Here is a 13,179-nt window from a genome sequence, read left to right as displayed (position 1 = left end):
AACCTCAAATTCGAGTCGAAAACAGACATTTACAGTCTTCGTCAGAGAACAACTTTATGATTCATATTGTTCTGCTTTGTTGAATCCAGTGACAGCGTAGCGATCACTGTTTGATGGCTTGTTCGAGGTTGTAGACGGCGGCGGTCAGCACCAGTTCACGAAACTCGCGGTACCAGACGCTCGGCCTGACAGCGGAGCCGTATCGGCGCTTGATGGCCGAGAAGGCGGTTTCGGCCATCCAGCGCTGCCCGTAAGCCTCGCTGTCCAACCGCGCGTTGTGGGCGTGATCGCAGTGGGCGAACAGCCGGTGTTTGATCAGTGGCCGGACGCCTTCGGCGCGGAGGGCGTCCCGGAGCGACTGGTCGTCGTAGCCCTTGTCCCCGGCGAGACTCGCCAGGTCGTCGGTGTTGCGCAACGCCACCCGACGGCCCACCTGGGTATCGTGAGGCCAGTGTGCCGAGACGTGGATGTCCAGGATGGCACACGACTCCGTATCGACCAGCGCCGTCGTTTTCAGCGTGCGTATGTCGCGATCCGACCGTTTCCGGTAATGACTGGATGCCGCTTCGCGGTCGAAAAACGTGGCATCCACCGCGCCGTGGTCGCCGGGATCGCAGCGGGCCGCTGACCGATCGAGCAGTTGCCGCCAGATCCGGGTTGGCACCAGCTCGAACGAGCGGCATAGCGTCGAGGGTGCCGGGAATCCCCAGCGGGACAACTGCAAGAGAGCGCGAACACGATCCATCTCGCTCGCCCAGTCGACGAGTTCGCGGTAGGTCGCGTCCATGTGAACGCGCAGAAAGTACAGCGTGAGGTGCTTCCAGTCGGCAAAGCCGTTGCCAGCCGGGTCGCTCACCACCGCCGTGGGGCTGGCAGCAGAGCGCTTTTGAGCCAGCGATGCCGCTTGCTTAACGGGGCGGAAGAGGAGTTTAGGCACATTTCCCCTCTCCGCTTCGCTTCCACCTTCAGAGCGACGCTATCCTGCTGCCGTCATCGGATTCAACAGAGCATATTGTTCCAGATCATGTACATCGTGTTTGTTGATAGATCTTCCATCATGTTCCGCTGAACCTTCGAATCATCTACTCGGTGGTCAAAGTTTACCCAATCGTAACCGTGTCTCTCAAGCAGGGTGGCAATATCTTTTGGTTCAACCCCGTACTCCTGCAGATTCTCTGGGTGAATTTCTAAAAAGAGCACGTCAGGATGACCGTTCTTTAGGAGTCCTTCCGCGCCCTGCAACACGTTGTATTCGTATCCTTCGACATCTACTTTCATTACGTCCGGCGGTGAGTGGCGCTCTGCGTAGTCGTCCAGCGTGATCGACTCGGCCGCCGTCGGTTCCCCATCATCGCTAACTTTTGTACTTGATCCGGAGCTAGTATACGACAGTGTGTCGCCCGATTTATTGGAAACGGCTGCCTGTACGATTTCGACACTGAATTCGTTGCGGTCCACGGTCCGCTTGATGGCCTCGACGAATCTCGGTTCAATCTCGAACGTATGAACGTCTCCGTCAGTACATTTTGTGGCACCGAACGCGGTGAAGTATCCGACGTGGGCACCCACGTCGTAAAACGTGGAGTCGGAATCGAGTTCCTGAAGCAAGCGGCGGGTGAGTGCTGGTTCGTGTAGACTACCGTCATAGTACCGTGGATAAAACCACTCCTTTGCGGCCTCAGTTGTAGTGTCGAACGTGACGCAGGTGTTGTCACAATCGATAGTTATCGAACGCCGAAACTGGCCTCTGATTGTTTTCGTGTGCCGCAGTCCGGCCTTGGCCAGTTCCATCCAGCCGTCCTGCTTTCGTATCTCATTCGCCTCGGCCGTCAGATTTGTCAGTGATTTCATAAGGTTGCCGAGATGTACGTGGTTATCCTGTCAACTAGAACGATTCCGGCCGGCTTTTTACTTGCGGATCGACTCGACAACCGAGTTTTCCCAGAGCCAATTGCTGAAATCAGTGGTTTCCCACCGGACGAGCGGTTCACTTTCGTGTGCCCCGACACGAGGGAGTCGATAGGCATCCTCGGTCTGGTCGGGTGTTCCGTGCTTGGTGGTCACCGCGAGTTGATGGCTATCTTGAACCGTCCGAACGATCTCTGGCGAATTGAACCCGTGGGGGTACGAGAACTGGTCGACGGTGATATCGAAGCGTTCTTCCAAGTCAGTTTTCGCCCCGACGATCTCGTCAGTGGGCGAGCGGTTGCCGGCGTGTTGATTTCCGAAGTTGGGGTGCGTTCGTGTATGATTCCCGATGGTCACCAGGCTGGATCGCACCAGTTCCTCGATTTCCGAAGCGCCGAGCATGACATCGGGGTTCGCCACGTCAATGCTGAGACGAGAATTAATCAATTCGACATCATCAGTGTCGACAAATCCCGCGATAACGAATACGGTCGCCGGGGCGTCGTACTCCTGTAAGATGGGAAAGACGGTGTCGTAAAAATTCCGATAGCCGTCGTCGAAGGTTAAAGCGACTTGTTTCGTTTGAGGATTCGAACCGATTTCGGATAGCCCGACGACTTCGTATCGGTCGGAGAGGAACTTGAGATCACGGCGGAACCGTTCGGTGGATATTGCGGGGGTACCAATCTGCTCTCCAACAGCGTGGTATCGTAAAATCACGTCTTCCGACTGAGGTAGCCACTGTGATATGCTCGTGTGATAATCTATGTGAGCAGGAACACCACGAATGAAGTTCCACGCTTGACGTTTCATAGGTATCCGAGTTCTTCGAGATGCTCTGCTGTTCCTTGGTCTAGTTCAGTATGTTTCCCCGAGTCGAAGAACGCCTCCAGTTGTTCGTGGCAAAAGTCGTATAGAGACATCGGCACGTCATCCGGACTAACCTCATTTCCGTTCTTTATCGCCCAATCGTCGCCTTTCGACGTGTGAACAAGTTTGTATTGCTCCGAGTATCCAACAACGATGTGCCGGTCAATCACGACATCTGAGAGCGACGGGTACTTTTCTTTCAGCGTATCCCTGTCATAACCGATCCACGGATACTGTCCTGCGACGAACTCTTCCTCTGGAGTAAGGAGGTCGGTTACTGCTTCGGTTCCACCGTCTGGTACTTCCTCGGCGTTTGCGAACAGATCAAACAGGTTCTTGAGCGAAACGTAGTCGTTGTGTGTTGCCGTGGAAATCCAGTCACCAGCGACTATGAGCGGAGTCCGATACAGTTCGTCGTAGGCGTATAGGCGCTCGCTGATCTGTTCTGGGTCACCACTCTCCAGCCGTGAACCGACAGTGGCCACCTCTTCGCCGTGGTCTGCCGTGACAACGAGGAGCGTGTTCTCCCATGCCCCGTTGCGCTTGAGAGTATCGACGATACGCTGGAGATGTCTATCGACCGACCGAACCTCTGCGTGATAGAGGTTCGCGGCCGCCGATAATAAATCTGGATTGACACCATTGCTTACGGCCCGATTTTTGAACTTCAGCGGTTGACAGACCTCGTGAACTTCTTTCAATTCAGACAGACTAAACGCCTCCCCGCAGTATTCCCGCTGGAGGTCCTTCGGAGGCACGTACGGGTAATGTGTGTCCATGTAATTTGCAAACACAAAAAAGGGCGTCTCGTCGTCAGCCTCCGCCTCAATCGTGTGCTCGATCGCCCGTGTGTTCAGTTCTGGGGAATACGTGAAGCCGTGTTCCTGAAAGAGCGAATGTGGAATCCGTCGAAAGGCGGGATGTGTCCCACCAATCTTCGACAGTACGCCGGCAAACAAGTTCGACAGACTTCCGGTGAGTCGTTCGGCGTTCATTGTTTCCGTGACGAGTTCCGAAAGAGAAAATCCACCGTCTGAAGACAGCCGGTGGAGATCGACACCGTGGGTAGACTGCATCGGTCCGCGGGTGCTCAGAAACTGATCGAAGTTCTCGTCGAACCCATACTCGTAGGACGCGAATCCATTGGCAGAGAAGCCGTATCGACGGTATCCCTTCTCGTCAAGGGTCCGCCCCAGTGGAGTTTCCCCAATCGTGTCCGTTCCGGTGTACGTCCCGTGTTCATGAGGGTACTGACCGTTAAAAAACGACGTGTGAGTAGGGAGCGACCACGCGGAGGGACTTATCGCGTTCTCGAACCAGATATTTGACTCAGCTAAGGAGTTCAATGTGGGGGCGTGGTCTCGTGCCGCCTCAAAATCACAGGAATCCCAGATTAAAAATACGATGTTTGGCTGTGTCATACTTTGATTGGTTTCCTTCCGTGATTTATAGGTAGCGAAGTGGTCCTGCCGACAGTTAGAGGGGCACTGTCAGTGAGATGTTCACAGTTTTCACCCATCGGCAGGTTCATATGCCTATACGTGAATCTGCCGCTCTCAAAGAGTTAGTTGAACCTGCCACCGAACCGGTATGAATTTGCTGCGTGTCCTCTAAGCAGCAGTTAATCCCGAGACCCTCGGGGGTGCAGTGTACGTGACTCGGATAGTGAATGACTGTCTGTGGAATGAGCGTGTTGTATTTGTTTAGGATACGGTGACCCTTTTGTCGGATTTCGTCGGCGAGATAGATGTGAAATGCTTCGTCGGCAGCGTACCGTTCAGTACGGAATATCCCTGGTAATGCACGGAGAGCTGTGATGGCGAGCACTACGGGGACGAGGTAGAGTAACCCGTCCATGCCCCCGAAGATCATTCGATGTATCCGAGTTGCTTCAGCGTCTCTTTTACCTCCTCTTCACTGACACTGGACGCGCTGTGGGTCTGTCCCGACGACAGGGGGTCTCGCCACTGAACTACATCCTCGACGCGATCGGAGAGGATATCGTCTCTGACCGACCCATCGACATCGTTTGGTACGGGCCGCTCCATCGCGTGCAGTAGTGTCGGCGCGACGTCCTGAATATCGAGAGTGACCTCGCTTCGGTCCTGGAACGCTGGTCCGTGTCCGACGAACACGCCGGACATCTCGTGGGCGGCTATCCACGCGTTTTCGGGGTCGAAAAGACTGCCGTCAACTGAGAGGCCTAATAGCTTGTAGTCGTCCGAAATCGGGATTAGGTCCGGCGCAGCATCGGTGTATGGACCGTTATACACGTCGTCGGTCCGGTGTACCTCGTCAATTACCTGGTGTCCGTCGTCCCGGAACGAGAGCAATTCCCGTTCTATTTCATCCATTATCTCGTCGCGTCTGGATTCGTTCAATACGTAGATCCCGCCCATGAGAAAGACCGCGTCCGAACAGTCCCAGTCCGTGGAGTTGACGACGGAAATCCCACCTTCCGATGGGAGCGAACGATTGACCCGCTGGACTAGTGATTCCGGGAGGAGATCGACCACTCGTTCGACGCCCAGAGCGCGTACGAGTCCGGCGGCGTTGTCTTTCGTAACCCCAATCTGCTGGAGTAGCGAGGGATCGGTATCGGCCGTCTGACGCCGCTCGAGGAATCCCTGCTGTTCGAGCCAGGTGTCGAGGTACACGGCCCCGCGGATTGGTTGGAACCCGTGGTCGGAGACGACCACGACGTTCCACTCGTCGTCGTCTTCATCGAGGAGCGTCAGTAAATCCTGGAGCTCACGGTCGATACTGCGGTACGTTTCGAACACTTCCCGCTGGTCCCAGAAGTGGTGCTGTACGGGATCAGTACAGTAGATGGTCAGATTGAAGAAATCGAACTCCTCGTCTGTCAACAACTGTCGAGCTGCCCCGAAGCGGGACTCGAGTATCGTTTTCGCCGTAGAGATCGTTTTTTCGCCACCCGATTTGAACGCGAGCCGGTGGCCGCTCGAGAGGGGCACGTATCCCGACTCGAGGAGTTCTGGTTCACGCTCTTCCGGGTAGACGAGCCCGGAATCACCGCTGTTCGGCCCTGCAATCATTACACCGTTCACCTCGTGTGGCGGGTAGGTCGTCGGCATGTTGACGACGCCCACCCGGTCACCTTCGTCGGACAGGTAGTCCCACAGTTCGGGGCTGTCGAAGTGTGTCGAGTCGTTCTGCCTGTTTGTCTGGCGCTCCCTGTCGAAATTGACGAACCCGAACACGCCGAGTTTGCCCGGATTTTTTCCGGTCGAGTAGCATTTCCACGCCGGGTACGTGATCGGGGGCAGAGACGAGGTGAGTTCGCCGACGGTTCCGCCGCTCGTGAGTCGCTGGAATCCCGGGAGCTCCAGCTCGTCGAGAATCCGCCAACTTCCGCCGTCGATGCCGAGTACGAATGTTTTCATCATATTTTCAGACACCTTCGAAGCAACCGTGAATTACGAATCACTTTAGATACCCCATCGCTTGCAGGCGGTCTTTCAACTCGCCCTCGTTCTGCTCAGTCCGACCGGCGGCCGGTTCGTACCGGTCGTACTGTCTCATATTGGGGTCCCGGTCGTCCGTGACTAGCGGTTCGTGTATAGTCCCATCGATCCGTGTGTTTACCGGAACGTCCTGGAGGTACAGGAGTGTCGGTGTCACGTCCATGATCGAGGGCGGTTCCTCGGGCGACCAGTCGTCGCTAATATCCGGCCCGGTGGCCGCAAAGATCCCGTGACGCGTGTGGTCGATGCGGCCCGGTTCTGCCGGAATGAACGTCTGTCCCCTGAGGTTCTTGCTGCCGATGACGTAGCGAGGCGCCTGTTCCAGTATGATATCCGGCGCGTACTCGACTCGGGGACCATCGTACACTTCCTCGCGAGTGAGGATTCGCTGGAACGGCTTTCCAGTGGGACCTTCGAGTGACCTGATCTCTTCGATCAGGCGGGATCGAACCTCGTCGTATTCCGCTTCCGTCACTGCACCGTCTGGATAAAAACGCTCGTCGTTTACGATAACGCCGACGTCGACGCCGCTGAAACCCATTCCCTCGTAAAACGCTTCGCTTCGTTGTCGGTCGATCGCTTCCTGCGCGACCATGTCCAGCAGTCGATCAGGGGCACGGCGTGCGGCGACGTTGTACAGACCGAGGGCAGACAGGATCCGTTCGACTCCCTGTTTTGTGATCCCGGCACGACTGGCGAGTTCACCCAGACGGTCGAAGATGGTGCCATCCCCGGCATCCTCCGACGAACTCGAAGTCTTGCGGTCGATCCACGACCCGTCGTCACCACCTCCGTCAACGGAAGTCTTTATGTATCCACGCTCCTCGAGCCAGGTGTTCAGTGCGATGGACCAGTCCTTGGTCTGTCCGATTCCGTGGTCGGAGACGAGTACCACGTTCGGTTCGTCCTCGACTGCTTCCAGAACGTCGCTCATGCAGTCGTCGACTCGCTCGAAAATCGCTCTCATATTCTCGCTATCGGAGAATTTGTGGACGGCGCCGTCGGTCTTCTGGAATTCCAGAAAGAGAACATCCCAGTCGTACTGCGCCATCAGCGCGAGTGTGAGGTCGCGTCGCGACTCGGTCAGGTTGAGCCACTCGTCGCGTAACTGTTCCTCCTGGCCCATGTCGGCCTCCGACTCTGCGTAGACGGAGTAGTCTTCGAACCCCAGTTCTGTAAGGAGACCATCGGGATACGTTGCAACATCGTTGTCAGCCATGTATCCGGGGACGAGCGCGCCGTCCAGTTCGCGTGGTGGATGAGTCACCGGGACGTTAACGACCAGCGATGTCAAATCTGACTCGGAAGTGTAGTCCCACAGACGTCTCGCGTACACGTCGGTGTCCGACACGGGATAGAGATCGTAACTCCCCTTTGTACGACTGTAGAACCCGAAGATACCGTGCTTTCCTGGGTTCACACCCGTCGTCAGGGAGGTCCACGCGGGTGGCGTCGTCGCAGGAACACAACTCTCCAGTTTTGAAGAGACGCCAGTATCAAGTATCTCGTTTATTGTCGGGATATGCCCATTTTTTATCCAGGGTCGTATCAGGTCGAAACAGGCACCATCAAGTCCGAATATGATTAACGGGTGGTCACTCATCAGTAGCCCCAGAGACTGTCCTGTTCATATAGATGATGCTCCCCTCTGACGCGTATATCTTATCCATATTATTTTCTTCGAACGGTGGTCCATTAGCACACGTCCCTTGGTTCACAACCGGTTCTCGGGACACACCCTCACAGTCATATAATCCAAGTAACACCCGAGAACTGTGTAACCTCTCATACCGATCTGGTGGTCTTGCGTGGTTATTCATCCATTCTTCACTCCTGATATCAAAGATGCTATGCACGTACATTGAGGCAAAGTACTTCCTTTCGGACAAACTCCCTGACTCAATCACTCGTTCCTTATCAATTAGAATATTCGGATGGTGTTCTTGTGCAACAATCGATCCGAACAGTCCAGTATTCAACACAAAATAAACAAGGACAATTGCTACAGCCGTTCTTGTTCCGAGTTGTTTTATTAGGTCAACATTGATGTAGTTGCCAGCCACAACCATTGGTCTCGTTACTCCAAGAATAAACAGTGGTGCAAAAAAGAACATAGCTGGCGGGAGCGTTCGTGCCGTACTCAATTTGGAAATTGGGCCGAAAGTCGCTACAAACAATCCTGTGAATCCTGCCGTATAGAGCAGATATTCAATTTGAACAGTGTCTAGCACGTTTCCAGGAATGTCCTTGTTCAGGAACGGTATACGAGACAGCACTGTCGGTAAGAACAAAATAGCATATCCTAGTCCTGCTACAGCCCCAATTCCGATATTCAATGATTGTAGCGTTCGTATGGTATAAGAAGTATATCCCTTTGTTGCGTAGTTTAGCGTAGTTGATCCAGCGCTGGCAGTCTCCCCCAGTATATATTGGGTCCATACATCAATAAAGAATGAAGGCAAGAAGGTAACGAAGAAAGTCGTACCTCCGGCATCTTCGATGGCATACGTATACCACGCAACTAACAATACGGCGTATATTATTGCTAGCAGGGGCCCTGTAAGCATCCGAGAATGGCCTCGCAAGGAGCCAAATAGCCATCCGCCGACGACAACCAGTGGAAGAGCGAATAGCGTCATGTACGCAACTGCGTAGTGTGAAATTAGGATCCCGAACATGAAGACTATAGCAAGCAAAATCTGTTTCCGCCATTCGAGATATCTATCAGTAATTAACAGGACAAGCAGGGAAAGAAAGAGTAGAGCACCACTCGTTCTGCTGTTCCAAGAGAGAACTGTGAAAAAGGAAAATAGAGAGATCGGGAGGAATGCGGCCAACATGGCGTCCTTCTTGTCTACAAATATTTGATAGCTCTTATAAAACGCGACTGGGGTGGCCGAGAACAACAGTGGGCTGATAGTTTTGAATTCCCACATTAAATCGACATCAGCGAGTAGAGCGTAGATCGAATGAAGCACGGTAATCCGCAACATCGCCTGTTTTTTTGTCTTGTACTCAGCAACACCAAGCTCCCAGAATCCATTTTCAATTACATTCCCTGCCAACCGGAATTCTGCGTGGCGTACGTCCCAAGCCAACCAATGTGTGAGTACTGTGTTATGGAGGAGTAACGCCAGCGCTGCTGACCAGACAATAAGTGGAAAAAGATTACTGGGAATATAATTCCAGTAGGCCAGCAGCATCACGATAGCAGTCATCATCAGGAGGAACAGCAGCAATATGTTGTCCCCAAAGCGAGTAACCATACGTGCACCAAGTATGGCTAAAAATGGAAGTGTAAGGACTCCCAACGTAGACGGACGCCAAAAGTAAGACTGGACTTTCTCAACGGCGATTTGTTTCTGATTATTAATCATGATGTGAAAAGCAAACAACACAATGGCAACCATCGAAACAGCAAAAAAGAGCGGCATCTCGGCCACAGGACGTGAAATACCTATCGGGGGTAAATAGAGGCTCATTCCTGCTCCCAATATCATCAAAATACTAGCACTCATGCCGAGAGAGTAACACACCGTTCTTACCACACTCTGTGGGTCTATCTGGAGAACTCTGAGAAAGAGATACCCAAGGACAAGAGTTATATATAATACTACGATGACTGGTCGTAAGAGGGACAATTCGAGGTTGGCAGCCTCAAGACTGATACTACCAATAAAAAGGAGGGTCAGCGTGGCCAGAACAGCATTTTCTTTAATCTGTCCATCACGTAAGTATACCTCAGAGAGGAACGTTAAATTGGAACTCAAAAATCGGTATACTATATTCCGGTACAGATATTGTCTCATCAGGCGAAGTTGACTGGGACTATTCAATAATCACACTAATGATTTACGTATGCCACCCAGGGAGTCAATGAGCAATCTTCGTTGAAGAAACAACAATAACAACACATAAATCGGGACCCACCGTGAAATTTTGTGTGCAGGACCATAGACGGGTGCTGACGTGGATTATGGCCCTCATCTTGGGCAGTTTGATCGCTACTGTAATGGCTCTGGCAGTGAACCCAGCGGTGACCAACCCTCCATCTACTGAATTGTACGTGCTCAACAACAGCGAAAATAGTTCGGATTACCTGGATTCTCTCCGGACGGGTGAAGAGACTGGGATTACCATTGGTGTCAATAATCATGAACACCATCCAGTTACCTATCGGGTGGTCGCGAAGTGGAACGAATCGACAACGGCCGAACGGCGGCTGCGTGTGTCGAACGGAGGCACGCGCGAGCTTCAGATGCGAGTCACAGCGCCAAACCAGTCAGGCCGCTATCGACTTCGGTTCCTATTGTTCAACCCGGCACAGAACCAAACAACGCCAGACCTGACGACGCGTCTCTGGATTCACGTAAGCGATAATGACGACAAATAAAACAAGAACGGGACAACGATCAGCACACAGCGAAACGGCATGATCACGAGTAGACGGGCACGAATTATCGTCGTTGTTCTGTTGCTTTGCGGTCATGCAATTCTGCTCCCCCACTATCCCCAGCAACCACGGAATCCTGATGCATGGGTCCTGCCTCGGTCGGGCGAGTTCATTGAATCCCCTGATCAGTACATAGGTGACCGGGTCGTCACTGGCGGCATTATCCAGCGCGTCTCTCCGGTAGTCATTGAGATTACAACGAGGACCGGATCACACGAATTGACAATCACTGGCGGGAACTGGGCAGCACCAGCTGTTGGCGACAAGGTCCGAGTTTATGGAATTCTAACTGGGCCACGAACTATCCGGGCAATTAACGGCTTTGTCGTCCCGCAGGAAGGTCTCTGGTATACTTGGAGTGTTTCGTTCATTGCAGGGATTTGGGTCCTCTTTCGATTGATTCGTGACTGGCAACTCTCCTGGACAACGCTCAGTTTTCGCCCACGTGATGCAGAGCTATCGATCCAAAATTGGCTGCCAGTGAGAGACATAGATGGAGAGCAAGACGATGCCTGACCTGCTCGCACATGTCTTCATCGCGTATGCACTGTGTCGAAGCCTCTCGTTTCGCTGGGAGTGGATCACGCGCCAGTACATCACCGTCGGGATGGTCGGGGCATTCATTCCAGATCTCACGAAGATCAAACTCGTCGTCTCAAAACGAGTGGTCGAACAGACCATCGGCTATCCATTCGATTGGGGCAGTCTGCACACTGGCGGCGGTGTTTTCCTGAGTGTGCTCATCGGTGTCGTCCTGTTATCGACGGATGAACGACGCCGTGGTGGCCTACTGCTGGGAATCGGGGCGGGCAGTCATCTCCTAGCCGATAGCCTGCTTCTCACGCCGACGAGGCATACACAGCAACTGTTCTGGCCATTGTTCCAGTATCGTGTGCCGAGTCCGGGGCTGTATCTCAGCACGCAGCCCGAGCCAACACTCGTCACGGGAGGTCTCGCTGCGCTTGTCTGGGCTGTACACCGGCGGACGACGCACAGCACAACAATGACCGATGCTGACTGACGCAGAGTATCACCATCTCTTTTACCTGTCGGTTTTTACCCCAGCGCATGAATGAGAGCCGAGAGCTTGAGTCAGTCGACATTCCGTCTGACGTGCTCGCTCGCATTGAAGACCGTGTCGGACACACTGAATTCGATGACGCGAACGAGTACATCATCTACGTTCTCGAAGAAGTACTCCACACCGTCGCACAGGAGACGGACACTGCGACTGACGCCGACGTCGACGAACAACAGGTCGAAGAGCGTCTCAAGTCACTTGGCTATCTGAACGAGTGAAAACATAACTCAAATGAAAATTGTATTCGTCTATGACGCCGTCTATCCCCACGAGAAGGGAGGGGCCCAGAAACGGATCTGGGAACTCGCACGTCGGCTCGCAGACGACCACGATGTCCATCTGTATGGGATGCACTACTGGGACGGCCCAGAAACCATTGAGCGCGAGGGGGTGACGTTGCACGGAGTTTGCGAGCCCAAAGAACTCTACGTAGATGGCCGGCGCTCAATTCCACAGGCGCTGTACTTCGCGGCCAACGTCGCACCGGCGTTGCTCAAAGAGGATTTCGACCTCATCGACTGTCAGGAATTCCCCTACTTTCCGTGTTTCGTCTCGAAGGCACACGAACTGCTGCGTGACTCCACGCTCGTCATCACCTGGTACGAAGTCTGGGACGATTACTGGTACGACTATCTCGGCAAGAAAGGGGTGTTCGGGAAACTCGTCGAGCGCGCAACACTGAACCTGGCAGACACCATCATCCCAATTTCTGCGTACATCGAATCTGATCTCCGCGATCTCGGCCGCACACACGGGCTCGAAGTCGTCGAAAACGGAGTCGATTATGACGGCCTCCAGTCAGTACCCGAAGCAGATGCCGAGTGGGACATCATCTATGTGGGGCGGCTCTCCGAACACAAGAACGTCGACCTGTTACTGGATGCAGTCGCGGACGCCTCTAGCCAGATGGACGAGGACCTCTCCTGTTGCATCATCGGTGACGGACCCGAGCGGGAATCCCTGGAGGCACACGCAACTGAAGCGGGCGTGGCCGACCAGGTGGAATTCCTCGGCTTCGTCGAAGCGGACGACGATGTCATCGCGAATATCAAAGCTGCCTCGGTGTTCGTCCTGCCGTCGATTCGCGAGGGGTTTCCCAATACGATCCTCGAGGCCAACGCCTGTGGCGTCCCGAGTATCGTCGTCGACCACGAGGAGAATGGATCGACGGCAGTCGTCGACGACGGCGTCACTGGATACATCACCGAGGTCTCGGCAGACGCGATTGCACACCGCCTCGTCGACTGTCTGACTGACGACGTGACGCTTGCCTCACTCTCTGCTGGCGCCCGCGAATTCGGACAACAACACGATTGGGACGTGATTGTCGACGAGTTGGAAGAAGTATATTCAAGTGCCGTGCAAGCGGACCAGTAAGCAAC

Annotated in this window: 12 protein-coding genes; 5 read left to right on the top strand and 7 right to left on the bottom strand. The window is 53.9% G+C overall.

The features are described 5' to 3' along the window. Nucleotides 1-103: 103 nt before the first annotated feature. From MUG96_RS08595 to MUG96_RS08565, 7 genes are all read right to left on the bottom strand, one after another. Nucleotides 104-937, bottom strand: a complete 834-nt coding sequence (locus MUG96_RS08595) for an IS5 family transposase (protein ID WP_246988369.1) — start codon at nucleotides 935-937, stop codon at nucleotides 104-106. A 62-nt stretch (nucleotides 938-999) separates the two neighbouring features. Further along, entirely contained in the window at nucleotides 1,000-1,791 is a 792-nt protein-coding gene (locus MUG96_RS08590) for an FkbM family methyltransferase (RefSeq protein WP_246988368.1), read from the bottom strand. Nucleotides 1,792-1,908: 117 nt separating this feature from the next. Then, nucleotides 1,909-2,721: a polysaccharide deacetylase family protein gene (locus MUG96_RS08585; RefSeq protein ID WP_246988366.1), complete on the bottom strand. Its 813-nt coding sequence runs from the start codon at nucleotides 2,719-2,721 to the stop codon at nucleotides 1,909-1,911. Beyond that, nucleotides 2,718-4,199 carry a sulfatase-like hydrolase/transferase gene (locus MUG96_RS08580; RefSeq protein WP_246988364.1) on the bottom strand — a complete coding sequence of 494 codons (1,482 nt, stop codon included), beginning with the start codon at nucleotides 4,197-4,199 and terminating at the stop codon, nucleotides 2,718-2,720. The genes MUG96_RS08585 and MUG96_RS08580 overlap by 4 nt, the downstream gene beginning before the upstream one ends. Before the next feature lie 447 nt (nucleotides 4,200-4,646). Then, nucleotides 4,647-6,182: an alkaline phosphatase family protein gene (locus MUG96_RS08575; RefSeq protein ID WP_246988654.1), complete on the bottom strand. Its 1,536-nt coding sequence runs from the start codon at nucleotides 6,180-6,182 to the stop codon at nucleotides 4,647-4,649. Nucleotides 6,183-6,222: 40 nt separating this feature from the next. Next, on the bottom strand, nucleotides 6,223-7,866 hold the full coding sequence (locus MUG96_RS08570) for an alkaline phosphatase family protein (protein WP_246988362.1): 1,644 nt from the start codon (nucleotides 7,864-7,866) through the stop codon (nucleotides 6,223-6,225). Beyond that, on the bottom strand, nucleotides 7,859-10,072 hold the full coding sequence (locus MUG96_RS08565) for a DUF2206 domain-containing protein (RefSeq protein ID WP_246988360.1): 2,214 nt from the start codon (nucleotides 10,070-10,072) through the stop codon (nucleotides 7,859-7,861). The genes MUG96_RS08570 and MUG96_RS08565 overlap by 8 nt, the downstream gene beginning before the upstream one ends. Nucleotides 10,073-10,206: 134 nt before the next feature. Here MUG96_RS08565 and MUG96_RS08560 point away from each other — a divergent pair, with 134 nt between their 5' ends. From MUG96_RS08560 to MUG96_RS08545, 5 genes are read left to right on the top strand one after another with little or no spacing between them, the layout of a single operon-like run. Continuing rightward, entirely contained in the window at nucleotides 10,207-10,656 is a 450-nt protein-coding gene (locus MUG96_RS08560; RefSeq protein ID WP_246988357.1) for a DUF1616 domain-containing protein, read from the top strand. Between the two features lie 39 nt (nucleotides 10,657-10,695). Beyond that, nucleotides 10,696-11,232: an OB-like fold-containing membrane protein gene (locus MUG96_RS24490; RefSeq protein WP_505465476.1), complete on the top strand. Its 537-nt coding sequence runs from the start codon at nucleotides 10,696-10,698 to the stop codon at nucleotides 11,230-11,232. Continuing rightward, nucleotides 11,225-11,737 carry a metal-dependent hydrolase gene (locus tag MUG96_RS08555; protein ID WP_246988355.1) on the top strand — a complete coding sequence of 171 codons (513 nt, stop codon included), beginning with the start codon at nucleotides 11,225-11,227 and terminating at the stop codon, nucleotides 11,735-11,737. Before MUG96_RS24490 ends, MUG96_RS08555 begins: the two co-directional genes overlap by 8 nt. Before the next feature lie 47 nt (nucleotides 11,738-11,784). Continuing rightward, the gene (locus MUG96_RS08550; RefSeq protein WP_246988353.1) at nucleotides 11,785-12,015 is read left to right on the top strand and encodes a hypothetical protein; all 231 of its coding nucleotides are present in this window, start codon (nucleotides 11,785-11,787) and stop codon (nucleotides 12,013-12,015) included. A 13-nt stretch (nucleotides 12,016-12,028) separates the two neighbouring features. Further along, nucleotides 12,029-13,174, top strand: coding sequence for a glycosyltransferase family 4 protein (locus tag MUG96_RS08545; RefSeq protein WP_246988351.1), 1,146 nt, complete (start codon nucleotides 12,029-12,031; stop codon nucleotides 13,172-13,174). Nucleotides 13,175-13,179 lie beyond the last annotated feature (5 nt).

The organism is Halorientalis marina, from assembly GCF_023028345.1.
GTDB lineage: Archaea > Halobacteriota > Halobacteria > Halobacteriales > Haloarculaceae > Halorientalis > Halorientalis marina.
The sequence above is the reverse complement of the archived record's forward strand: the minus strand, read 5'-3'. Positions and strand labels throughout refer to the sequence as shown.